We start from the raw sequence: 21800 nt of genomic DNA, 5'->3' as shown, positions 1-21800 counted from the left end.
CCTATAAATCTAATCAATTTTTTTGTAAGATTTATTACTCGGTGCAAATATACTTTTAATACAAAAAATAGCCCTATGTATTTAGTTAAAAGCAGGTATTATAACAATAAAACCAGAAAAGGCAGCTTTAACAGCTGCCTTTTCAAATCAATCACAATTTAATCACATTATTATAAAAATATAACTTAAAACTCTTAAACCAGTTCACCTTTCCAAAGAAGTAGACCTCCAGTAAGGTTTATCGTGTTTTTAAACCCTAAACTTTCCATTGCCTGACAAGCCATACCGCTCCTGTTTCCGCTTCTGCAGTACACATAGTAATTTTTGTCACGATCCATTTTTTTAATTTCATCAAAAAAACGCTGTGCCTCAAAAAAGTTTATACAAACAGCATTGGGCATAGTACCATCGGCACATTCATCTTCTGTCCTTACATCCAGTATAACCGCATTTGGATCCTGAGCAACCAGCTCTTCCCATTCATTTTGCCTTACATTTTTCATACGTTTACTTATTTAGTCACTGTTAGGTTATTATTCTTTTTCCATTCTGCCATACCTCCCGAAAAATTTTTGACCCTTATTCCGTTTTTATGCAGTAATGATGCTGCAATTGCAGCCCTGTCTCCACTCTGGCAGTGTATTATAACTTGTTTATTTTTATCTATTTTGTCAAGGTTGTCCTTTAACGTTCCTACAAAAAGGTTCTCTGCACCTTCCACATGCCCTGTTTCATATTCGGTCGCCCCCCTTACATCCAGCACCTGTACGTTTGGTTTCCCTAAATAGGTTTTAAACTCATCCATGTCAATCACCTCTGCTTTTTCAAGCTCAAAACCAAAATCATTTACGTTATCTATAAAGCCATAGATGTTATCAAGACCAATACGCATCAGTTTTCTGGTCAAATCGTCCATTTGCGATTCATCGGCTACCAGTATAAACTGCTCGTCATAATTAAGCATCCATCCGCACCATGTAGCAAATGAGTTATTACCCTGTATGTTTATACTTCCCGGAATAAATCCTTGTGCAAAGTCGGCCTTATTACGTGTATCTATAACTTTAATCCCCTTTTCATAGGCATCTAAAAATTCAGCTTTAGAAAGTTTTGCATGTTTAGGTACTTCAATAAGTAATGGCCTGTTCACCTTATTGAGCTTTTTCATCATGGCAAAATACTTAGGCGGCTCCGGCTGATCGGCCAGCAGAAAATCAGTAAAGCCTTTTTCGTTATCACCGTACTGAAAAGCCCAGTTTCTAATTTTTTCATATCCTACAGTAGAGCTTGGTACTGCTCCAAGAGCCTTACCACATGCCGATCCGGCACCATGCCCCGGCCATACCTGAATATATTCCGGTAACGAAGCAAACTTCTCTATGGATTTGTACATCTGCTTAGCTCCCGCATCCTGAGTACCTGCCAGCCCAGCGGCTTTTTCAAGCAAATCGGGTCTGCCTATATCCCCCACAAAAACAAAGTCTCCGGTAAACAGCATTACAGGCTCGTTTGTAGCAGGATGATCGGTTAACAAAAAGCTGATACTCTCTGGCGTATGCCCAGGTGTATGGATAACTTCCAGTGTAAGATTACCTACCCTAATTACATCACCGTTTTTAAGTCCTATATGGTCAAACTCATACTGCCAGCCTTCTCCTCCTTCGTCAGACAGGTACATTTTAGCACCTGTTACCTTTGCAAGTTCCCTTGACCCGGTTAGAAAATCGGCATGAATATGTGTTTCGGCAATATGGGTAATGGTCATATTGTTTTGTTTGGCAATTTCAAGATAGGTATCTATATCCCTTTTTGCATCTATCACTATTGCCTCCCCTTTTGCCTGACAACCTATAAAGTAGCTTGCCTGAGCTAAAGTTTTATCATATACATGTTGAAAATACATAGCTTACTCTTTTATTAATTTATACTCCAAAATTACTTTAACCATAAATGATATGCAGTAACAAAAGTTACACAACACATTTATTTTCAATTACATAAAAATTTCTTTCAGTAAAATATAAATACCCATTGCGAGCACAAACCAGCCAAACCCCTTTTTAAGGCTTTCACCCGGTATTTTTTTAGAAAGGCCTATACCGATAAATATCCCGATAACCGACATTAATGAAAAAATCAATAGAAACGGCCAGTTGATTTCTGCCTGTCCTACATCACCCATAAACCCTGCAAGTGATTGTATGGCAATAATGAAAAGGGAAGTACCAACCGCCTTTTTCATTGGCATATGGGCTATGAAAACCAAAGCAGGAATAATAAGAAATCCGCCCCCGGCACCTACCGCACCTGCCAAAACTCCTATAAACACACCCAAAACGACCAGTTTGGCATAAGAAATATCGACATTAGCGGCAAGGGTACCGGTTTGTCCGGATCGTATCATACGTACCGATGCCGTTAGCATTACCACAGCAAAGAGTACCATTAACAATAAGGATTTTGTTATTATAAAGGAACTGACTGAAAAAACCACATCGGGTATGGCTGGGATAACAAATGCCCTAACAAGGTATGCCGCTATTAACGACGGAATACCAAACACCCATACTATAGTAAAGTCTACATTTTTCTGAAAAGCGTTTCTAAGCCCTCCTATAAGTGCCGTACTCCCTACTACAAACAGTGAGTAAGCTGTTGCCAGCACCGGGTTTACCATAAGTACATAAACCAGTATAGGCACTGTTAATATTGAGCCTCCACTCCCTATTAACCCCAGGGAAACCCCTACCAAAAGGGCCAAAAAATAGCCTGAAACCATTGTTACATCCATAAGTGTATGCTTTAATAATTTCAGGCTAAATTAGTGCTCGCTATTGAGCTGTGCAGTAACAAAAGTTACACTGCCATTATTTATTTAAAAGAACAATATTATTTCTGTTCAGTTTAATTTTACCCTCGTTCTCAAAAGCTTTTAAAAGCCTCGATACCACCACTCTTGAAGTGTTAAGCTCATAAGCAATTTCCTGATGGGTATTGTTTATAATATCGGAGTTATTAACCTTCGCCTTTTCATTAAGGTAGTTAAGCAAACGTTCGTCCATTTTCATAAAGGCAAGGTTATCTACCGCATTGAGCATTTCACTAAGACGCTTGTTATAACTGGTAAACACAAAGTTGCGCCAGCTTTTATACTTGCCCAGCCATTCTTCCATTTTATTTACCGGAATCATAGCAAGAGAACCACTGTTTTCGGCTATAGCCCTTATTTCGCTTCGGGTATCTCCCATACAGCAGGCAAGTGTCATGGCACAGGTATCGCCTTTTTCAAGAAAGTAAAGCAGTAAATCGCCCTCATCCCTGTCTTCCCTTAATATTTTGATGGCGCCTGTAAGTAATAAAGGCATCCTACGGATGTATTCGCCAATATCTATAAGTTTATCCCCCTCTTCAAACTCTACAAGGGTAGACACTTCTGCAATCTCTTTTATCAATGCTTCCTCAAATACCGCCCCATAGGCCTGTTTTATAAGCTCTTCCATTTTTAATTCCATAAGGTTGATTGGTTAAATATACGAATTAATGTGGCAGCTTATTCTTAATAAGTCCGTACACCCAGGTACCTGCAATGGCGCCTGCTATAACAATAAGTATAGGATAAAAACCTGCACCTGCCAGTACAAACATAGGTCCCGGGCAGGCTCCGGCCAAAGCCCAACCTAACCCAAAAAGGATTCCGCCAAACATATATCTTGAAAAGCTCCTGTCTTTAGGCGGAATCATTATAGGGTTGCCAGACACATCTTTAAGTCTCTTTCTTTTAATAAGCTGAACCAACAGTACTCCCAAAACTAATGCCGAGCCTATTATACCATACATATGGAACGATTTAAACTGGAACATCTCGTAAATACGAAACCACGAAGCGGCTTCTGATTTAAACATTACTATCCCGAAAAATGTTCCTACAACTAAAAAAACTATATTTCTCATACTCTTATACCTTTAAAAAATTAATGGGAATAACAGGTGAACCATAATTAGTCCGCCTACAAAAAAACCAACCACAGCTATTAGTGAAGGTAACTGAAGGTTACTCAATCCCGAAATAGCATGGCCTGAGGTACATCCTCCGGCATAACGTGCTCCAAAACCTACCAAAAACCCTCCAATAATAAGTATTGCTATTGTTTTAACCGAAGTGAAAGCGCCATCACCAAAAAGCTCTGTAGGCACATAGGTTTTACCTGCACTTTCAAAACCCATTGTATGCAGTTGAGTTACCACCTCATCATTTAGCTGAGGCACCTGATTAACTGACAGAAAATTGAAAGCGATAAAGCCCCCTAAAACAGCCCCAACCATAATAAGAAGGTTCCATTTTTGTGATCGCCAGTCAAAACAAAAGAAATCGCAGGTACTACCGGCGCCACACATGGTACAAAGCGTACGCAGGTTAGACGACATCCCAAAATTCTTTCCTAAAAATAAAAGTAACGCCATTGTTAGCGTAATTAACGGTCCGGCCACATACCACGGCCACGGTTCTAAAATCCAATCCATCGTTTGTTCTTTTTTATGCAAAAAAACAAAATGGTTATAAGCCCGTCAGTAGCTTTTGTTACACAACAAAAAAAGCAGCTCAAAAAGCTGCCTTATTAACTGTATATTTTTATTACCTGAAAACCCGGCTTACGCCAATACCAAAAATGTAACTATCGTAAGCATTCCACCTGAAATCATAATTAAGAGAAAAACCTACTTCCCACTTCTCTGAAACTTCGAGTCCGTATTCATAGCCTAATCTGTTTAAAAACAGGTTTTCTTCTTTTGCAAATTCTGCCCCTACTCCAAGCATAAGGGTATGATGACGACCAAACTTATGCAGCCCCATTATCGCCGGAGCTATGGGAAAACTTCTTTCCAATGCACTATCGTTACCAAGGTTTTCTTCTACTGTAAATTTTTCTACAATAATATCCACATGCATACCCAGCCCCCATTTTTCGTTAAACCAATAATCGTAATCAATACCCCATGCCGGTAATGATATCCATTTATTTTCGGAATCCTTCAAACCGCTGGAAATATTAGCATGACTTAATGAAATGCCCAACCTTTGAAACCTGCCACCACCCTCTTCTTCCTGAGAACGGGCATTAAATACAAACAGCAAAAAAACAAGGGGTACAAATAGTATTTTCACCTTCATAAGCCAAAGTATTTTAATTATCAACCTGTTAACCTTATTAAAGGTAACCAATAAAAACAAAAAAAGCGGCTGTAAAAAGCCGCTTTTTTAACGTAAAATAGTATACACCTATTTAAGATAACCTATCAGAAATAGATTTTGCAGTTCGGTAATGCCTTTTTAATTCTTTCTTTTTCCGAATTACTTATCGGATTACCGTTAAGTAGAAGTGTTTTAAGTTCCGTTAGGTTTTCAATGCCTTCCGGTAATGTTTTTAATTTGTTGTTAGCAAGCGATAAAAGCCTCAATTCTTTAAGGTTGGTAATACCCTGTGGCAATACTTCCAGTTTGTTATTGGTAAGCATTAAAGTGCGTAGCTTTTTTTGTTTTTCTATCTGTTCCGGAAGGTAACTAATACTGTTAGATTCCATATTTAGTATCTCGAGATTAGGAAAATTTAGCCAGCTACCGTCAAACTCATGAAACTGATTAAATCCCAACTGTAGGTTTTTCAGTTTTTTAAGTTTCGTGATATTTTGAGGAAGGTAACTTAACTGGTTATTATCCAGCTCAAGTACCTCAAGATCTTTACAATTCCCAATCCCCTCTGGTATGGAGATAAGTAAATTAAACGAAAGATGTAAGTATTGCAGTTTAGTTAGTGCTTTTATTTCCTGCGGAAGATAAGATATGCTGTTATCTGAAAAATCAACACGTATAAGCTTTTTAAGATTGGCAATATCTCCAGGCACGTACTTTATACCATTTAATTTAAAGTTAAGCACCTCCAATTCTTTAAGGGTAAAAATCTCCTTATCCCAGTACTCTAAATTATTCCTCATAAGATTTAAAAACTCTAAATGCTTTAGTTTGCTTAAATCTTTTGGCACATAAAATAGTTTTTGGTCCCTTAAGTTTAACTGTTTGGCCTTTTTATCGGCCATAGCCTCTTTAACGCTGTAATAAACCGGTATGTTAATAGGATCGGCATATTGTGCTTTTGCTGCAAAACTGCCTGCTATAAAAAGTAACGTTGCTATAAATCTTCCTTTCATGTGTGTAAAACTGAAAAAAAGGACCGGCAGCATTTTGCCGGTCCTGTATTATATTGTGAAAAAAGTATTAGTTTACTTTTACCATTTTGTAAGTACCTGTTTTCTCACCAACTTTAACATTGATGATAAATACCTGCTCACCATTTAGCTGAGTAAGGTTTAGGTCGATTTTTTGAGTTCCTCCAAGAGACTGAGTCTCTTTTACCACTACTTTTCTTCCAAGCATATCATATACTTCTACAAGTACATTTTTACCGGCTTCATCATTAAGCTCTAAAGTAACCTGACCTTTTGTTGGGTTAGGATAAAGGCTAACAATATCTTTAAGTTGGTTAGGAGTATCTATACCTAAAGCCTCTTCTACAATAATATATTCCTGCTTAACTTCTGCCTCACTATCACCGGCTACGTTAGTAGATACAAGAGTTACATTGTAAGTACCGGCCTCAGCATAAGTTACTACAGGGTTAGCATCTGTAGATGTAGCAGGCTCACCACCTTCAAATGTCCACATCCAGGAAGTTGGGTTGTTAGTACTAAGGTCAGTAAAGGTTACTACCTCACCTTCTTCAACAGTTACTTCGTTAGCAGAGAAATCTGCAACAGGAGCCTGGATACCTAGCTGAGATCTGTTAGCTATAACTACAGAAGCAGAAGCATTAAGGTTAACCTCACCAAAAGTAGCATCAACCTGAGCTGTATTACCACCGTTAGGGTGCTGTACAGAGAAGAAACCATACTTGAAGTCTGGGGTAAATGTTAAACCTGTTGGCTCAGAACCTGCAGGCATAGAAGAGTGTAATAGCACCTGTGGAGCTCCCTGAGAGTGGTTAGGACGGATTACCCAAATGTAGTTTAATCCACCATCCTGAAGTACCCAAAGGTTACCTTTATCATCAAAAGTAAGGTTATCGTTACCATCACCCCATTGTTCTGTAACAACTCCGTTAGCAGTTTCGATTTCGTAAGACATACCTCCTACAAAAGTTTCAAAATCAGAAACAGTCTCACCGTTATCTGTAAAACGATATACACGGTCTAAACCTTTTGCAGTAAAATAAATTTTACCGTCTATAGGGCTTATTTCGCAGTCTTCAACACCTGAGAAAGCTGTTCCGCCTGCTGCAGCAGCATTTGCTGTTAAGTTATTTCTGTCTTCCTCTGTTTCATTAGCAACTTCAATCCATGTAGCAGTACTTGAAGTAGGCTCGTCACTTGAAAGAGCTGTATCTAAAGAAAGTACATATACAGTACCCGAAGTAAGATCACCAGGAGTATCGGCAACAAACTTGTAAACACAGTTTGTACCACCGTCTTCACCATAATAAGCAGTAGTTCCGTCTTCAGAAACCACAACGTTCTCATGGTTCATTCTACCCATAGCCCAAAGTTTTTCCTGCTTATTGTTACCATAGTCTTTTACAGCTGCAGTTACAGGATCAATTTCTACTAACCAGCCCACATCTTGGTATCCGTCAGAGTTAGCATCACCACCGGAAGTGTTTTCTTCTGCAGTTATGATAGTTCCCCATGGAGTAACACCACCCGAACAGTTTCTGATAGTAGTTACAAGGTCGTCATTTTGGAATTCAACCGGTTGAGAGTTATCAATAACCCAAAGGTTAGTATCAGTATCAAGGTGCATGTCTACGATAGACACACCACCAGGGTTGTTTTCGTGGTTTACCGAAAGGTAACCTTGCTCACTGCTACCTTCAATAGCAATATAACCTGTAAAATCGTGGTTACCCGGTACGTTACCTGAACCATCCATATAAGCATCTCCCTGTTTGAATAATAACTGGAATTTGTGCTCTGTAGGTATAATTAGGTTTGTAGTTTGAGCAGTTGGATCGATAGAAGTAAAACAACCTATGTGACCTTCTTCACAAACAAATTCAGCCGGAGCGTCTTTAATATACATATCAAAACCAAGGTCAGAACTCTGTCCGTCACGGTTGTGCATTTCAACAGCGATTCTGTTCACACCTTCGTTAAAAATAGTTTTAGAAAGGTGGAATACCTGGAATCTCTTCTCATCGGCACCATCAACGATACCTGACGAATGAGTAAGGTAGTTAACATCACCTGCAGGCATGTTATCTCTTATTACCTCAACACCGTTAACATATACGATAACACCATCGTCTCTTCTGATACCAAATTCTACCATATCAGCAACTTCAGCAAGAGTAACATTTAAGTCTCTCACAAAGTAGCTTGTAATGTATTTGTTACCTGAATCAGGACCGTAAGAGATCACTGTTTTAGTAGCATCTCCATATCCAAGAGGTCCCTGACCTGTAGCCCATGCAGAAACATCATACGTAGTTTCTGTCCATGTAGTCTCATCAAGGCTTGTACCTAAGTCAAAATAAGCCCACTCTGAATCTTTAGAAAGAGGGTAGTTTGCAGGCGTTAAAGGAGGTAGCATAGCAGCAGCTTTTACAGCTGTAGATTTTTTAGCAGCAACTTCTTTTTTAGCCGGAGTTGCCTTAGCTTCGGGTGTAGAAGCCGGGGCTGTCGCAGAGATAGACTCTACATTGAAGCTGATTACTGCAAAGCTCCATAGAGAGAACAGTAAACAAAGGGAAAGTAAACTTTTTTTCATGCTGTTTATATAGTTTTTGTTTTTACCCTACAAAACTACTTCCAGCATGTTTCCTTTACCTCAATTCACTTTTAAGGTTTATTTAAACTAGTGTTACCTAGTTTAAATAACAATTAATTATAAAACGAAAAACAGGAGCTATGTTTACTTAATGTAAACTATACCATATCTATTTGGCTGATGATAAATCAGTAAGTGATTTCAGGAAGGCAATAAGATCACTTTTCTCTTCATCGGTTAGATTTAACGCATCGGGCGAAAGAGTTTGATTGCTTACTCCAAGCCCTACTCCTTCTCCTCCACCGTTATCATAAAAGTCGATAACTTCCTCAAGAGTACTGTAAGCGCCATTATGGAAATAAGGTCCTGTAACCTCAATATTCCTTATGGTTGTGGTTTTAAACGAGCGCTCAAATATCCAAGCCTGCTCTGATTGTATTTTGTTATCGTTCCTTCCCATATCCATATCCAGCCGTGGTGCTTTTTTAGGGTCGTCAAGTACCCCAAGTATCTCGCTTTCGTTCTCGTTATAAAAAGGAGGCACCAGTCCGCTAAAGGTTGGCATAAAGTGACAGGTAGCGCAATTTGCTTTTCCGGCAAACAGGTTAAAACCTCTTTTTACCTCAGCAGGTATATCTGCCTGTTCTCCCCTTATGTATTTATCAAACGGACTGCTAAACGACTGTAATGACATTACATAAGAAACCAAAGCCTTTGAGAAATTCTCTCTCGTTACAGCATTTTTACCAAATACAGTTTTAAACTTATCGGCATAAGTCTTATCAGCTTTAAGCTTATTAAGAATATCACTATAGGCCGTATTGAATTCGTCATGATTAAAAATAACATGCTCTGCCTGCTGCTCCAGGCTAAACGCCCTAAGGTCATAAAAATACCTATCGGCATACACTGCGTTTAATAATGTTGGAGCATTACGTAAAACCGTTTTCCCCTGTATGTTACTCAGTGATTTCGGAACACCATCGGTAAAGCCCTTATCCGGATTATGGCAGCTTGCACAGCTTAATTTTCCTTCGTTACTAACTATAGGATCATAAAACAATATTTTACCCAGCTCCCTAAGTTCTTTACTATCATCTTCCTTTTTAAGTTCGGTAAAATAGTACGGGTTTAAAAAATCGGCGGCGAAAATAGAAGTACTCTCAGGATTCCAGCCCGATGTATATTTAAGGTAATCAGGGTTAACAGCACCTTCCAGCTCTCCCAGTTTTTTATACAAAGGATCTACATATGATTTAAGGAAAGTAAGCCTGTCAAAATCCTCAAAAGAAACCGGATTATTCAAATAAACTATCGCCTCCTCAAACAGGTCTATCACCTCATTTTTGGCTAAAGTATTACCATTGTAGTTATCTTTAAAAAAAGTAAGCATACCCTGAAAAGAAGACTTTACCTCTTCCAGTCCGTTTAACGACCCCGGAGTATCAAAACCAGTTACTCCCATACTGAAATCCCTAATAAGCTGCTGCCTCATGGCAGTAACATTATACTGATTATTGAATTCCTGACCGGTAATGCTGCTATATAAAACAGCATATTTCATTCTTATGGTTTTTGATAACGATGCTATCTGGTTTCTTTCAGCCTCTGCTTCATCAGAAAAAACAAGTTCGTCCAAAACCTGTAACCCTTCGGGACTAACAACCTTTGGCATTGTACCTTCTTTTTCAATATGCATTAACGGTGCTCCGTTAATGTGGCTCTTTATATATTCGGCATAGTAAAAGGCTAAAAAGAACTCAACCTTTTTGTAGGATAAACGGGTGTTTTTTACAGCTAACTGTACCGAATCCAGACTGGTTTTACCGTACCTGAAATCATTAGTGATTTTATCAAGCTTTTCTAACGAAAGGTTAAACTGTGAAAAATAATTGCTTAATACCTCGGGAGGTGCCGAGCTGGTATTTCGGGTAAATGAAATAATGGTAAATGAACCTGCCAGTACCACTATAGCTGCAACAATTTTTTTATAGGAACCTATCATCTCTTAAAAATACTTTATTCAAAAAGCAAACTTACTTAGCCCAACACCTATACACATTACCGCCACATTAAGAAATGATTAAAATAAAACAACAATAGATACATAGGTTTTCAACAGATAACTGTTTACAAACAGGGGCTTTTTTAGCTTTTTAAGGATAAAACAAATTGATAAATTTAGTAACTTGTGGGTTCAAAGTTCATTTATCATCAATCCATCAAAAAAATCAAAACCATGTCTGAATCAACCAAAATAAGACGACCAAGACCAAAACATAAAGGCAGTGCCACGCTATTTAAAAACCCGGTACTGGAAAAACTGACCCGTACTCACATTGCCATGCCACTTACCATTTTTACAGTTATATCGGCTTTACTAATATATTATGGCATAATTGAAAAAGGGTTTACCACTCCGCAAATCATATTACTGTTCTTTGCCGGGATGTTTGTTTTTACTTTTATAGAATATATAGTACACCGTTACCTGTATCATATTAAGGAAGGAGATCATGACCATGAAGTTACTACCGAAAGCTTTAGTTATAAAGTACACGGGGTACACCATGACTACCCTAAAGACAAGCAGAGGCTTGCCATGCCACCTATTATAGCACTTGTACTGGCTACCTTTTTCTTCCTTGTATACAGAGCCATGATGGGCGATTATGTTTTTGGATTCCTTGCCGGTTTCCTTATGGGGTATACCATTTATTTATGTATCCATTACAGCGTGCATATTTTTACGGTACCTAATAACTTCCTTAAAACCTTATGGCATCACCATGCCGTACACCACTACAGGCAGCCTGACAAAGCTTTTGGAGTATCTTCCCCGCTTTGGGATTATATTTTTGGCACCATGCCTAACTTTATCAATCAGGAAAAAGAAGCGACCAAATCAGGTGAGTTTATAGACGACCGAAAATAATTATTGCATACAACATTATACAAAAGGCAGCCAAATGGCTGCCTTTTGCATTTATATACTTTCTTGTCCCAGTTCAATGCACAGGGTAGTTGTTTAACGGAACTTTGTAATGTAAAATCAAAGCAGCATTACAATGGAAACGATAAACATATTATACATAGGAAAACATCCTGAGATTATGGAAACGGTTGTAAGGCTCATTAATAAAAATGAATTATGGACCGGGTTAGGAACTACCGATGATAACGAGGCCATAGCTTTATTTAAAAACAACAGTATTTGCCTTGTTCTTTTAGGATGCGGAATTGACGAACAAACCGAAGTTTCACTAAGGTCATTTTTTGCACAACACAACCCTAAAACAAAAATCATTCAGCATTACGGCGGGGGCAGCGGATTATTATATAATGAAATCCAGGCGGCTTTAAACAATGACCCTGAGATAATTAACTTCTTGTCCCAGTTCAATGCATAACTTTTAAACCAATCGTAATTTTACATAACAATTAAAAACGCATATCATGGAAAATAAAATATTAGGCTTACATCATATCACTGCGATAGCAGGAGACGCCAAACGTAATTTTGACTTTTATTCTAAAGTTCTTGGTTTACGTTTCATCAAAAAAACTGTAAACTTTGATGATCCCGGTACTTACCACTTTTATTTTGGAGACGAAATAGGCAGTGCCGGTACTATACTAACCTTCTTCCCATGGGGAGCAGGTATACCACAGGGACGCAGAGGTTCGGGTATGGCAACCGAAATTGGTTACTCCATTCCTAAAGGCAGCCTTGAAAAATGGGTAGAACGCTTTGAAAAATACAATGTAATTTATAACAAACCTGCCGAAAGGTTTGGGGAAAGGTATTTAACTTTCCTTGATCCTGACGGATTAAAACTGGAACTTATAGAATCGGCCACTTCAGATAATCGCAAACCCTGGGAAACCGACGAGGTTAAAGCAGACATTGCTACCAGAGGGTTCCACAACGTGACACTTACCTTAAATAACATGACAGGCACAGCAGCCGTATTGACCGAAATATTTGGTTATAAATTGGTAGGTCAGGATGTTAATCGTTACCGTTTTGTTACCGATGCTGTTGAAAACGCCGCTATAGTTGACATTGTTGAACTGAAAGAAGAAAAACGCGGGCATGTGGCAAACGGTACTGTTCACCATGTTGCCTTTAGGGTAAAAGACGATGAAACCTTAATGAAATTCAGGGAGAAAGTATTTGCTGCCGGGCTTAATATCACCCCGCAAATAGATCGTAACTACTTCCACTCTTTATACTTTAGAGAACCGGGCGGAGTGCTGTTTGAAATTGCTACCGATAACCCTGGCTTTACAGTAGATGAAAAACTTGAAGACTTAGGTAAAGGCCTTAAGTTACCTGAACAATATGAATCACGCAGAAGTGAACTTGAAGCTCATTTAGCACCTATTAACTAATACTTTTTAAAATGAAATTTGAACCGTTAAAATATATATATCAGTCATCCGGAAATGCAGCAGCCTATACTCTGTTGCTGCTGCACGGCACCGGTGGCAACGAGAAAGACCTTATCCCTTTGGCTAAAGACTTTGGTGACCGCTTTAATATTCTTAGCCTTAGAGGGAATGTAAACGAACACGGCATGCCGCGCTTTTTTAAACGCCTTGGCATGGGAGTATTTGATGAAAAAGACCTTGATTTTCGTACCGATGAAATGGTATCTTTTATAGAGTCGATAGCTGATAAGGAAGGCTTTGATATTACCAAACTTATTGCTTTAGGCTACTCTAACGGAGCCAATATTGCAGGATCAACATTAATTAAGTACCCTGAGTTTTTGGCAGGAGCAATTTTATACAGACCCATGCAGCCGTTTAAAGAAGTAAAATCCATTGGCACCGATACCGGTGTACCTGTGTTTTTCAGTTCGGGAAGGTTAGACCCTACCATTAATCCAAACGAAACGGTAGAGTATCTGGACAAATTAAAAGAGTTAGGTTTTACTGTAGAGCATCATGATTTGCTTACAGGACATAACCTTACCCAAAATGACATTGAACTTACTACCGAATGGCTTAACATGAATTTTGCCTGATGGAAGATTTTAACATAACACGAATACACACTGATGCTAACGGAGACAGTCATTTTGAGTCTGTCTCCGTTACTTTAAACGATGCCGGAGAAATAGGTTTCCTTTCGGAAGCACAAAAGGCAGGTACGATTCAGTTTAGGAAGGTTGCACCAACCTACGATTATGATTTCCATAATGCCCCAAACAGGCAGTATATTATTCTTATGGATGGGGTGATTGAAATAGAGACCTCATTGGGCGAAAAAAGATACTTTAAAGGCGGGGATATCCTGTTAGTGGAAGACACAGAAGGCAAGGGACATAAAACCCGCAATATCACAAACGAAGTACGCTCATCACTGTTTATTACATTAGAATAATATAATTGGTTTTTGTAAGGCTATTATTCGTAATTTAAACCTTTTAAAATCTTGATCATGTCAAACATTAACCTCATTATAGAAGAACGTCCCAGTGACATAGGCAACTTTTTGGTAGGAAGGCTTTTACCTTTTAAGGATAAAAGGACAGTAGGACCGTTTGCCTTTATAGATCACATGGGGCCTGTTGCGCTTAAGGATAACGAAAATATGGATGTGGGTCCGCATCCGCACATTGGGCTTTCTACCCTAACCTACCTGTTTGAAGGCAGTATTATGCACAAGGACACTTTGGGATCTGAAGTAGAAATAAAACCCGGACAGGTAAACTGGATGACCGCCGGAAAAGGGATAGTACACTCTGAACGTACCCCTGATTACCTGAGGCATTCTGACAAGAGCCTTCACGGATTACAAATTTGGGTAGCATTGCCAAAGGAGTTTGAACAAATGGATCCGTCTTTCGTACATGTGGAAGAAGACCAGCTCCCTACATGGCAGGAGAATGGCGTTGACTTCAAACTTATTGCCGGAGAGGCTTTCGGTAAAAAATCACCCGTACCGGTTTACAGCAAACTGTACTTCATAGAAATTAAAAGCAAAACGAAACAAAAGCTTAGCATAGGTAAAAACCTTTATGGCGAGAGCGGACTATATATACTTGAAGGAAGCATAGAAAGTGACGAAAATACCTTTGAACCAAAACAGTTATTGGTAGCTAAAGAAGCCTCACTTTGTGAATTCACCATTAATGAAAACAGTACCGTGTATATTTTTGGCGGAGAACCTTTTCCTGAGCCAAGGCATATATACTGGAACTTTGTAGCGACATCATACGAACTTATTGAAGATGCTAAACAAAGATGGCTGGATCAAACCTTCCCTAAAATAGAAGGAGAAACGGGTTTTGTTCCCCTGCCTCCACAAAACACTAACTTTAAACCAAAACACTAACCCCATGGAAATAAAACATTATGATGATGGCAAAAAAGGCCACTTTAAAGCTATAGAAGGCGATGTACAGGCTGGTATAATGACCTATGTATGGGCAGGAGATAAATTTATTATCGAACACACCGTAGGTAATCCTGACTTTAAAGGTATAGGTAAAAAACTACTTGATGAGGCTATAGCATTTGCAAGAAACAACAATAGCAAAATAATCCCGTTGTGCCCTTTTGCTAAAAAAATGTTTGACAAACACGAAGATATTCGTGATGTTTTAGCACAATAACTTATTTTTCTAAATATTTAAAATCATTACGGTTTAAAAGCGGTAACTTTATAGGAACCAAACTAAACCGTCATGATTTTTCCTGTTTTAGTAAATACCTCCATATTTATATTCCTATCGTTTTTACATGTGTATTGGGCCATGGGAGGCACCCGTGGTACTAATGCAGTAATCCCCGTAATAGAAGGAGGTAATAAAGCTTTTAAACCCGGACCTTTAATGACACTTGCCGTTGCTGCCGGACTGGGTATATTTGCCTTTATAATGATAGGTAACCTTGATATTTTTAAAGCTTATGTAAGTTTGACCTTTTTTAAATATGCAACACTGGTAATCGGGATGATATTTTCATTAAGGGCTATTGGCGATTTTAAATATATAGGCTTCTTTAAAAAAACAAAGGGTACCCTCTTTGCTAAGAATGATACCCGTTATTATTCACCTTTATGTTTGGCAATAGCTTTTTTCTGCTATCTTATTTTCCTTATAGGCTAATTATTTCTTTACCGGCTCTCCCGCCTCATTCCAGGCATCCATACCACCATCAAGCTCTACAATGTGCTTAAAGCCTTTTTCGTGCATAATTTCAACTGCTTCGGCACTACGCCCTCCGGCTTTGCAGTATACATATACCGTTCCCTCCTTATCCAGTTTATCAATACGCTGTTCAAAGTCCTTATCATACAGGTGGATGTTAACAGCTCCGTCTATATACCCCGACTTATATTCTCCCGGAGTACGTACATCAATAAGCTGACCTTTTTCTGCTTCTACCTTATGGGCAAACTCTGTAGGAGAAACCAGTTCAGTTCCATCCTTCTTTTGTGCCTGGCAGGAAACAAGTGTAATTAATAGTGCTGTGATATAAAATAGTTTTTTCATGCTTAAAATTTTAATGTGTATGCAAATTTAAGGGTAAATATATACCATTTTAATAAGTCGGTAATTAGGTTTTAGCCCTAAAGCTTTAAAAAATGCCTTTGCCCCCTCATCGTTATCATCATAATTAATTAAGGCTACTTTACCCAAAGCCTGAGAAGCTGTAGCCATAAGGGCACGACCTATACCTTTTCTTCTATGGTTTTGTTTAACGGCAAATTGTTTAGTCCTTCCGTTAAAGGTATCATATACAAGATATCCCACCATTTGGCTATCTGCAAAGGCAGCTATTACCTTTTGCCTGTCCATAGCGCGTTGTATGGTTGGAGTATGGTTTTGCCATGCAGGCTCTATATCCCAAAATGACTGTACATATTTCCAGTCGATATAGGCTACCTCTCTTATCTCAAAATCTGAAAACGGGACAGCCTCAACCACACCTTCATATCCTATTACATAACGTGTTCGGCGAAATCCTACTTTTTCATAAGCCCTTTCGGCTTTATTATTACCTTCAAGCACTTCCAGCTGATGGTGATTGTAGCCCTCTTTATGTAATATAGGGAGTATGTAGTTATACATCTGTTCTACCAAACGTTGCCCACGGTGTGAAGGAATTACCCCCGTAGCGGCATTAAACACGTTTTTGCTTCCGTTAAACTCATCCATACCGTGAAGTATGAAAGCTACCAGTTTATCACCATCAAACACCCCTGCCGAGTGTGATAATGAAACACCTTCGGTAAGTAGCTTACGGCAAAAAAAAGCCTCATCCAGTTTCATAGGGATGGCATAATCAGAAAAAGCACTGTTAAACACCTCCAGTAACTGAGGTATTGCAGTGCTTTCTAATGTTTTAAAAAGTAAGGCCATAGTAGGACATCTTTTTATGTCCCGAAGTACGGAACAGTTATTTCTTAATAGTAAAAACCTGTGAAATTACGTCAAGTTGGGCTTTTGTTAGCTTAGACGTTTTTTTAAGTTTGTTTACAAACTCCCCTACTTCCTCAGCTGTTGCCGGGCAACCCAAGTTCTCCCCTTTGCTGTTAAACGCATCAGCAAGTACAGTTCCGTCGGTATCCAGTATTACCCAAAACGGTATACCTACACCCGATGCTTTGTATTTTGCCAAAAGATCTGCAGCACCTGGATTTTCAAGATTCTTATTCTTTGGTGACTCTTGTACCGTTAAGAAAGTAGTAACATAATTATTATCAAAAAGTTTTTTGCATGACGGACTCTCCATATTCTTTTCCATCTTTTTACACCAGCCGCACCAAGAGGCATGGAATATTACAAACACTTTTTTATTTTCTTTTTTAGCCTGTGTATAAGCCGTTTGTAAAACCGTAGAAGCATCCTCCTGAGCATGCACCACGGTTAAACTTCCTAATAGGAAGAGACAAAGTAAAATTGATTTTATTTTCATTTTTCAGTTGGATTACAAAGTTGTATGCCTGTGCAATTTAAGTAAATATAAGTAATTACTTATATCTCAAACGTCAGAATGATAAAAAACATGCTTAATATTATAACACCAAAGCCTTTAATAATTACTATCTATGCATAGTAAAAACCAAACCAAAACAGCAACGAGAATCCATCATGAAAAAACATAGGGATATTTTAATTATTGAGGATGATGAGGACGACAGGGAAATTTTACAGGAGATATTCAGGGATCTTGGATATAAAAACAAACTGGTATTTTTCCATGACGGTGTAGAAGCTCTTGATTATTTAAGAAGACCTGAAGTAGAGCCTTTTATTGTAATTTCTGATATTAATATGCCAAAACTGGGCGGTTTTGAGCTAAGAGAATTAATACTACAGGAAGAGATATTTATGGATAAAGATATACCTTATGTATTTATCTCTAACGCTCAGGACGAGCAATCTGTAAGGCAGGCTAATAAACTTTCAATTCAGGATTATATCCATAAGGGAAGTGACTATAACAGCTACAAGGAGCGTATAAAAAACCTTATTGATTACTGGAGGGAAAACATTAACTCGTTTACCTCATCGGGAAAATAAAAAAGAGAGCCAAATGGCTCTCTTTTTTATTTTATTCAGGCTCATTTACCGGACCATCCCACTGGGTAATACCCCCAATAAGGTTATAGGCTGTTTCAAAACCCAACTGATTCATAATACTGCAGGCCTGTGCACTTCGCCCTCCGGCTGCACAATACACATAGTAGTTTTTAGATTTATCAAGCTCCTCAACGGCATAAATAAATCCCTGACCTTTATAGATATCTATATTAATGGCTCCCGGTATAATACCCCGATTCCATTCATCTTCGGTACGGACATCCAGAATAACTGCATTTTCGTCTTCCTGTGCTTTGTCCCACCATTCCTGTTGTGATAAGTTCATTCTGTTATTTTTGGCAAAGGTATTATGCTTTTATTGAACAGCCAATAGCCTTAGTTTCTTTTACACTAACTTCTTTTCCTTTTAAAAGTGAGTTTACTGCATCTTCAACATACTTTTTAGTAACTGCAGCCTCGTCTTCATAGTTATCATCTATAGCTCCTATGTATTTAACTACATTACCTTTAGCTGTTTTTTGAAGTACATAAACGTGTGGTGTTTTTGTAGCACCATACTGCGGGTATATTTTTTGTCCTTCGTCTAAAAGATATGGGAATGTAAATCCTTTTTCTTTTGCTCTAACCTGCATATTTTCAAAACTATCGTCTTTTAGTTTCTCAGGATTATTAGGGTTAATGGCAATTACCGGATATCCCTGTTTTTTGTATTTCTTGTCAAGCGCTACAATTCTGTCCTCATACGCCTGTGCATAAGGACAGTGATTACAGGTAAACACCACGATGTAACCTTTAGCATCTTTAAAATCCTTTAGTGATACTTTTTTACCATCAATGTTTTTAAGACTGAAATCGGTTGCCACATCGCCCACTTTATATCCGTTTACAACATCGGCCGACTTACTAACTGTAAAGGCAAACAGTACCCCTATTATGGCAAATGCGCCTAAAAATTTTATTGCTTTCATGATTTATTATTTACTATGGTTTGATAAAATTATTTAATTCTTTTTCCAGCTCACTATAAGTAAACGACTGTTCGTAAAACTTACGCTTATCTTTATTGTATATAATGGTTGCCGGTAATGCCCCGCTCCATGTGGTATCTATTTTTCTTATCCAGGTATCTGCATCAGGATCACGAAGCATAACCACATCGCTTTGAAGCTTTTTATTTTTAATGAAAGGGATAAGCCTGCTCTCAACCGACTTATGCATATCCAAGCTAACCAACAGTACTTTTACCTTATCGTTTTTATACTTTTCGTTTAGTTGTTCAAAATAAGGTAATTCCTCTACACAGGGTACACACCAGGTAGCCCAAAAATTAACCACATAAGTAGTATCGTTACTTTTGGTAAGAAAGTATTCCAGTCCGTCATATTTATACGCATTTACGATAACACTATCCTTAGTATAAACATGCATGGGAGTTGGCATTTTTGCTTCTACAACCTCCTTTACTTCCTCTCCACCCTCTTTTTCTTTATTTTCATTACAGGAATACAACAAAAATATTGCCGCAAACCCTGCTAATAGCATTTTTTTCATTAAGGTCAATTTACGTTAAGGTCAATAAAATTAAGGGAAAAAAGACTATTCATCTACCATTAACAAATTTTTAACACAACATTTGTATATACAAATATAAAATATAGTAAATTTGTACATACAAATATTGTAGATACAATTATGAAGATAGAAGAAGTTATTAAAGCAACTGTACCCATGAGTCTTCCTAAGAAGATTATTCTGAATATTATGTATACCCAAAACGTAATAGGTGAAAACTTTAATGAAATTGTTAAAGCTCATGATTTATCGCCTGAACAATATAATGTTTTAAGGATACTAAGAGGACAAAAAGGGAAACCTGCAAACATGTGTGTCATACAGGAGCGTATGATTGCCAAAACCAGCAATACAACCCGACTGGTAGACAAGTTACTGCTAAAAGAACTGGTAACACGCGAAGTTTGCCCTGATAACAGAAGGAAAATGGAAGTCGCTATAACCCAAAAAGGACTGGATTTACTAAAAGAACTGGATCCTACTATAGACAATCATGAAAACAGGCTTGCTCAGAACCTGACTCCTGAAGAGCAGGAAACACTAAATACATTATTAGAAAAATACAGAACAACATAATCAAATTAGAATATAAAAATAATGGAAAATTATATTGAAAGTTTAAACTGGCGTTATGCCACAAAAAAATACGACCCTTCAAAAAAAGTATCAGCTCAGTATCTTGAAACATTAAAAGAAGCTGTACAGCTAAGTGTTTCATCAATGGGATTACAGCCGTATAGAATACTTATTATTGAAAATCCGGAAGTACGTCAAAAACTTAAAGCTGCCGGTTACAATCAGGATGGTATTACCGAATCTTCTCAGCTATTCGTTTTTGCCTATGAGAAAAACGTAAACGAAAAACATGTGGATGCCTATATTGAGAATATCAGTAAAGTAAGAGAAGTTGAAAAAGACTCCCTAAAACCGTTTGAAGATATGGTTAATGGTTTTATCAATAACCAAACAGAAGAAGGCAAAAACACATGGGCTGCAAAACAGACTTACATTGCGCTTTCTACTTTAATAAATACTGCTGCGTTACTTAAAATAGATGCCACTCCAATGGAAGGTTTCAATGCTCAGCAATTTGACGAGATACTGGGCTTAGACAAACTTGGTCTTAGCACAGCTGTTATTGCAGCAGTAGGTTACCGTCATGAAGAAGACGGTTTCCAGCACTTTAAAAAGGTTAGAAAACCTCAAAACGAATTATTTATCACTATCTAATATTCTAAATTCAATTAATTTAAAACAATGAAAAATTTCAAAACAATCGTAGTTGCGCTGGTAGTAGCTCTTGGAACCATAACAGCATCTGCTCAGGACAAGAAAATCAACACTTCATCAAGTAAAATCAGCTGGGTAGGTAAAAAAGTTACAGGTCAGCACGAAGGTACTATCAACTTTAAAGATGGTGTACTTAATTTTAAAAACGGTAAACTTACAGGTGGTAACTTTACTGTAGATATGACTTCTATCACTGTTACCGATCTTAAAGCAGGTGAAGGTAAAGAGAAACTTGAAGGTCACTTAAAAGCTGCTGACTTTTTTGGTACTGACAAACATGCTACTTCAAAATTAGTATTCAAATCTGTTAAAGTAAAATCAGGTAACGTTTATACTGTAACTGCTGATTTAACTATTAAAAACATCACTAAACCGGTTACTTTTGATTTAACTGTAAACAACAATTCTGCAACTACAGCGTTTAATGTAGACAGAACTAAGTATGGTATTGAGTACAAGTCAGGAAGTATTTTTGATGGTCTTGGTGACAACATGATTTACGATGAATTTGAACTTACTGTAAATCTTAAGTTCTAATAATTAGAGTTTAAATTGAAATA

The 21800-nt window shown here is 37.9% G+C and carries 28 protein-coding genes; 12 read left to right on the top strand and 16 right to left on the bottom strand.

What is annotated here, in order from left to right; all coding sequences use genetic code 11:
• Window positions 1-194 precede the first annotated feature (194 nt).
• The 10 genes from Q763_RS02020 to Q763_RS01975 form a co-directional block, all read right to left on the bottom strand.
• Window positions 195-503, bottom strand: a complete 309-nt coding sequence (locus Q763_RS02020) for a rhodanese-like domain-containing protein (RefSeq protein WP_035130607.1) — start codon at window positions 501-503, stop codon at window positions 195-197.
• A gap of 8 nt (window positions 504-511) precedes the next feature.
• Entirely contained in the window at window positions 512-1903 is a 1392-nt protein-coding gene (locus Q763_RS02015) for an MBL fold metallo-hydrolase (protein WP_035130604.1), read from the bottom strand.
• A 90-nt stretch (window positions 1904-1993) separates the two neighbouring features.
• Window positions 1994-2791: a sulfite exporter TauE/SafE family protein gene (locus tag Q763_RS02010; RefSeq protein ID WP_035130602.1), complete on the bottom strand. Its 798-nt coding sequence runs from the start codon at window positions 2789-2791 to the stop codon at window positions 1994-1996.
• 76 nt (window positions 2792-2867) lie between these two features.
• A complete protein-coding gene (locus Q763_RS02005) occupies window positions 2868-3500 on the bottom strand; it encodes a Crp/Fnr family transcriptional regulator (protein ID WP_035130599.1) in 633 nt (210 codons plus the stop codon).
• A 37-nt stretch (window positions 3501-3537) separates the two neighbouring features.
• The gene (locus tag Q763_RS02000; protein WP_035130597.1) at window positions 3538-3951 is read right to left on the bottom strand and encodes a DUF6691 family protein; all 414 of its coding nucleotides are present in this window, start codon (window positions 3949-3951) and stop codon (window positions 3538-3540) included.
• 12 nt (window positions 3952-3963) lie between these two features.
• Window positions 3964-4521: a YeeE/YedE family protein gene (locus Q763_RS01995; RefSeq protein ID WP_035130594.1), complete on the bottom strand. Its 558-nt coding sequence runs from the start codon at window positions 4519-4521 to the stop codon at window positions 3964-3966.
• A gap of 112 nt (window positions 4522-4633) precedes the next feature.
• Complete coding sequence (locus tag Q763_RS01990; protein ID WP_157499274.1) at window positions 4634-5170, bottom strand: hypothetical protein; 537 nt, start codon at window positions 5168-5170, stop codon at window positions 4634-4636.
• A gap of 125 nt (window positions 5171-5295) precedes the next feature.
• Window positions 5296-6204 (bottom strand): leucine-rich repeat domain-containing protein, encoded by a 909-nt coding sequence (locus Q763_RS01985; protein WP_198133428.1) that lies wholly within the window; start codon window positions 6202-6204, stop codon window positions 5296-5298.
• Between the two features lie 67 nt (window positions 6205-6271).
• On the bottom strand, window positions 6272-8815 hold the full coding sequence (locus Q763_RS01980; protein ID WP_052123191.1) for an alkaline phosphatase PhoX: 2544 nt from the start codon (window positions 8813-8815) through the stop codon (window positions 6272-6274).
• A 169-nt stretch (window positions 8816-8984) separates the two neighbouring features.
• Entirely contained in the window at window positions 8985-10820 is a 1836-nt protein-coding gene (locus Q763_RS01975) for a cytochrome-c peroxidase (RefSeq protein ID WP_035130590.1), read from the bottom strand.
• 234 nt (window positions 10821-11054) lie between these two features.
• Between Q763_RS01975 and Q763_RS01970 the strand changes: the two genes are divergently transcribed.
• The 8 genes from Q763_RS01970 (at window position 11055) to Q763_RS01935 (ending at window position 15936) form a co-directional block, all read left to right on the top strand.
• Entirely contained in the window at window positions 11055-11750 is a 696-nt protein-coding gene (locus tag Q763_RS01970; RefSeq protein ID WP_052123190.1) for a sterol desaturase family protein, read from the top strand.
• Between the two features lie 133 nt (window positions 11751-11883).
• Window positions 11884-12225, top strand: coding sequence for a response regulator (locus Q763_RS01965; RefSeq protein WP_052123189.1), 342 nt, complete (start codon window positions 11884-11886; stop codon window positions 12223-12225).
• A 46-nt stretch (window positions 12226-12271) separates the two neighbouring features.
• Complete coding sequence (locus Q763_RS01960) at window positions 12272-13210, top strand: ring-cleaving dioxygenase (RefSeq protein ID WP_035130588.1); 939 nt, start codon at window positions 12272-12274, stop codon at window positions 13208-13210.
• A gap of 11 nt (window positions 13211-13221) precedes the next feature.
• Window positions 13222-13848, top strand: coding sequence for an alpha/beta hydrolase (locus Q763_RS01955; protein WP_035130587.1), 627 nt, complete (start codon window positions 13222-13224; stop codon window positions 13846-13848).
• Window positions 13848-14207, top strand: coding sequence for a cupin domain-containing protein (locus tag Q763_RS01950; protein WP_035130584.1), 360 nt, complete (start codon window positions 13848-13850; stop codon window positions 14205-14207). Before Q763_RS01955 ends, Q763_RS01950 begins: the two co-directional genes overlap by 1 nt.
• A 57-nt stretch (window positions 14208-14264) precedes the next feature.
• Window positions 14265-15161, top strand: coding sequence for a pirin family protein (locus tag Q763_RS01945; protein WP_035130582.1), 897 nt, complete (start codon window positions 14265-14267; stop codon window positions 15159-15161).
• 4 nt (window positions 15162-15165) lie between these two features.
• Entirely contained in the window at window positions 15166-15441 is a 276-nt protein-coding gene (locus Q763_RS01940; RefSeq protein WP_035130581.1) for a GNAT family N-acetyltransferase, read from the top strand.
• Window positions 15442-15513: 72 nt separating this feature from the next.
• Complete coding sequence (locus tag Q763_RS01935) at window positions 15514-15936, top strand: DUF3995 domain-containing protein (protein WP_035130579.1); 423 nt, start codon at window positions 15514-15516, stop codon at window positions 15934-15936.
• Here the strand turns inward: Q763_RS01935 and Q763_RS01930 are convergent, their stop codons facing one another.
• The 3 genes from Q763_RS01930 to Q763_RS01920 are packed head-to-tail and all read right to left on the bottom strand — an operon-like array spanning window position 15937 to window position 17749.
• Entirely contained in the window at window positions 15937-16323 is a 387-nt protein-coding gene (locus tag Q763_RS01930; RefSeq protein WP_035130577.1) for a rhodanese-like domain-containing protein, read from the bottom strand.
• A 27-nt stretch (window positions 16324-16350) separates the two neighbouring features.
• Window positions 16351-17193: a GNAT family N-acetyltransferase gene (locus Q763_RS01925; protein WP_052123188.1), complete on the bottom strand. Its 843-nt coding sequence runs from the start codon at window positions 17191-17193 to the stop codon at window positions 16351-16353.
• Between the two features lie 37 nt (window positions 17194-17230).
• Window positions 17231-17749 (bottom strand): thioredoxin family protein, encoded by a 519-nt coding sequence (locus Q763_RS01920; RefSeq protein WP_035130575.1) that lies wholly within the window; start codon window positions 17747-17749, stop codon window positions 17231-17233.
• A 176-nt stretch (window positions 17750-17925) separates the two neighbouring features.
• Here Q763_RS01920 and Q763_RS01915 point away from each other — a divergent pair, with 176 nt between their 5' ends.
• Window positions 17926-18357 carry a response regulator gene (locus Q763_RS01915; protein ID WP_035130572.1) on the top strand — a complete coding sequence of 144 codons (432 nt, stop codon included), beginning with the start codon at window positions 17926-17928 and terminating at the stop codon, window positions 18355-18357.
• A gap of 31 nt (window positions 18358-18388) precedes the next feature.
• Here the strand turns inward: Q763_RS01915 and Q763_RS01910 are convergent, their stop codons facing one another.
• The 3 genes from Q763_RS01910 to Q763_RS01900 are packed head-to-tail and all read right to left on the bottom strand — an operon-like array spanning window position 18389 to window position 19929.
• Entirely contained in the window at window positions 18389-18703 is a 315-nt protein-coding gene (locus Q763_RS01910; RefSeq protein WP_035130569.1) for a rhodanese-like domain-containing protein, read from the bottom strand.
• A gap of 22 nt (window positions 18704-18725) precedes the next feature.
• A complete protein-coding gene (locus Q763_RS01905; RefSeq protein ID WP_035130566.1) occupies window positions 18726-19346 on the bottom strand; it encodes a thioredoxin family protein in 621 nt (206 codons plus the stop codon).
• A 13-nt stretch (window positions 19347-19359) separates the two neighbouring features.
• Window positions 19360-19929, bottom strand: a complete 570-nt coding sequence (locus Q763_RS01900) for a TlpA disulfide reductase family protein (RefSeq protein ID WP_035130563.1) — start codon at window positions 19927-19929, stop codon at window positions 19360-19362.
• A gap of 141 nt (window positions 19930-20070) precedes the next feature.
• Here Q763_RS01900 and Q763_RS01895 point away from each other — a divergent pair, with 141 nt between their 5' ends.
• From Q763_RS01895 to Q763_RS01885, 3 genes are read left to right on the top strand one after another with little or no spacing between them, the layout of a single operon-like run.
• Window positions 20071-20526, top strand: coding sequence for a MarR family winged helix-turn-helix transcriptional regulator (locus Q763_RS01895; protein WP_035130560.1), 456 nt, complete (start codon window positions 20071-20073; stop codon window positions 20524-20526).
• Between the two features lie 21 nt (window positions 20527-20547).
• On the top strand, window positions 20548-21180 hold the full coding sequence (locus Q763_RS01890) for an NAD(P)H-dependent oxidoreductase (RefSeq protein WP_035130556.1): 633 nt from the start codon (window positions 20548-20550) through the stop codon (window positions 21178-21180).
• Between the two features lie 27 nt (window positions 21181-21207).
• Window positions 21208-21777: a YceI family protein gene (locus tag Q763_RS01885; protein WP_035130553.1), complete on the top strand. Its 570-nt coding sequence runs from the start codon at window positions 21208-21210 to the stop codon at window positions 21775-21777.
• Window positions 21778-21800 lie beyond the last annotated feature (23 nt).

Source organism: Flavobacterium beibuense F44-8, assembly GCF_000769915.1.
GTDB classification, from domain to species: Bacteria; Bacteroidota; Bacteroidia; order Flavobacteriales; family Flavobacteriaceae; genus Flavobacterium; species Flavobacterium beibuense.
The sequence above is the reverse complement of the archived record's forward strand: the minus strand, read 5'-3'. Positions and strand labels throughout refer to the sequence as shown.

Bases quoted from the DNA above. Each gene is read 5' to 3' on its own strand.
- Q763_RS01895 (WP_035130560.1), top strand. From the start codon at position 20,071: ATGAAGATAGAAGAAGTTATTAAAGCAACTGTACCCATGAGTCTTCCT.
- Q763_RS01965 (WP_052123189.1), top strand. From the start codon at position 11,884: ATGGAAACGATAAACATATTATACATAGGAAAACATCCTGAGATTATG.
- Q763_RS02020 (WP_035130607.1), bottom strand. From the start codon at position 503: ATGAAAAATGTAAGGCAAAATGAATGGGAAGAGCTGGTTGCTCAGGAT.
- Q763_RS01980 (WP_052123191.1), bottom strand. From the start codon at position 8,815: ATGAAAAAAAGTTTACTTTCCCTTTGTTTACTGTTCTCTCTATGGAGC.
- Q763_RS01930 (WP_035130577.1), bottom strand. From the start codon at position 16,323: ATGAAAAAACTATTTTATATCACAGCACTATTAATTACACTTGTTTCC.
- Q763_RS01970 (WP_052123190.1), top strand. From the start codon at position 11,055: ATGTCTGAATCAACCAAAATAAGACGACCAAGACCAAAACATAAAGGC.
- Q763_RS01920 (WP_035130575.1), bottom strand. From the start codon at position 17,749: ATGAAAATAAAATCAATTTTACTTTGTCTCTTCCTATTAGGAAGTTTA.
- Q763_RS01990 (WP_157499274.1), bottom strand. From the start codon at position 5,170: ATGAAGGTGAAAATACTATTTGTACCCCTTGTTTTTTTGCTGTTTGTA.
- Q763_RS01885 (WP_035130553.1), top strand. From the start codon at position 21,208: ATGAAAAATTTCAAAACAATCGTAGTTGCGCTGGTAGTAGCTCTTGGA.
- Q763_RS01945 (WP_035130582.1), top strand. From the start codon at position 14,265: ATGTCAAACATTAACCTCATTATAGAAGAACGTCCCAGTGACATAGGC.
- Q763_RS02010 (WP_035130602.1), bottom strand. From the start codon at position 2,791: ATGGATGTAACAATGGTTTCAGGCTATTTTTTGGCCCTTTTGGTAGGG.
- Q763_RS01925 (WP_052123188.1), bottom strand. From the start codon at position 17,193: ATGGCCTTACTTTTTAAAACATTAGAAAGCACTGCAATACCTCAGTTA.
- Q763_RS01955 (WP_035130587.1), top strand. From the start codon at position 13,222: ATGAAATTTGAACCGTTAAAATATATATATCAGTCATCCGGAAATGCA.
- Q763_RS02005 (WP_035130599.1), bottom strand. From the start codon at position 3,500: ATGGAAGAGCTTATAAAACAGGCCTATGGGGCGGTATTTGAGGAAGCA.
- Q763_RS02015 (WP_035130604.1), bottom strand. From the start codon at position 1,903: ATGTATTTTCAACATGTATATGATAAAACTTTAGCTCAGGCAAGCTAC.
- Q763_RS01985 (WP_198133428.1), bottom strand. From the start codon at position 6,204: ATGAAAGGAAGATTTATAGCAACGTTACTTTTTATAGCAGGCAGTTTT.
- Q763_RS01975 (WP_035130590.1), bottom strand. From the start codon at position 10,820: ATGATAGGTTCCTATAAAAAAATTGTTGCAGCTATAGTGGTACTGGCA.
- Q763_RS01935 (WP_035130579.1), top strand. From the start codon at position 15,514: ATGATTTTTCCTGTTTTAGTAAATACCTCCATATTTATATTCCTATCG.
- Q763_RS01960 (WP_035130588.1), top strand. From the start codon at position 12,272: ATGGAAAATAAAATATTAGGCTTACATCATATCACTGCGATAGCAGGA.
- Q763_RS01905 (WP_035130566.1), bottom strand. From the start codon at position 19,346: ATGAAAGCAATAAAATTTTTAGGCGCATTTGCCATAATAGGGGTACTG.
- Q763_RS01890 (WP_035130556.1), top strand. From the start codon at position 20,548: ATGGAAAATTATATTGAAAGTTTAAACTGGCGTTATGCCACAAAAAAA.
- Q763_RS02000 (WP_035130597.1), bottom strand. From the start codon at position 3,951: ATGAGAAATATAGTTTTTTTAGTTGTAGGAACATTTTTCGGGATAGTA.
- Q763_RS01900 (WP_035130563.1), bottom strand. From the start codon at position 19,929: ATGAAAAAAATGCTATTAGCAGGGTTTGCGGCAATATTTTTGTTGTAT.
- Q763_RS01915 (WP_035130572.1), top strand. From the start codon at position 17,926: ATGAAAAAACATAGGGATATTTTAATTATTGAGGATGATGAGGACGAC.
- Q763_RS01940 (WP_035130581.1), top strand. From the start codon at position 15,166: ATGGAAATAAAACATTATGATGATGGCAAAAAAGGCCACTTTAAAGCT.
- Q763_RS01910 (WP_035130569.1), bottom strand. From the start codon at position 18,703: ATGAACTTATCACAACAGGAATGGTGGGACAAAGCACAGGAAGACGAA.
- Q763_RS01995 (WP_035130594.1), bottom strand. From the start codon at position 4,521: ATGGATTGGATTTTAGAACCGTGGCCGTGGTATGTGGCCGGACCGTTA.
- Q763_RS01950 (WP_035130584.1), top strand. From the start codon at position 13,848: ATGGAAGATTTTAACATAACACGAATACACACTGATGCTAACGGAGAC.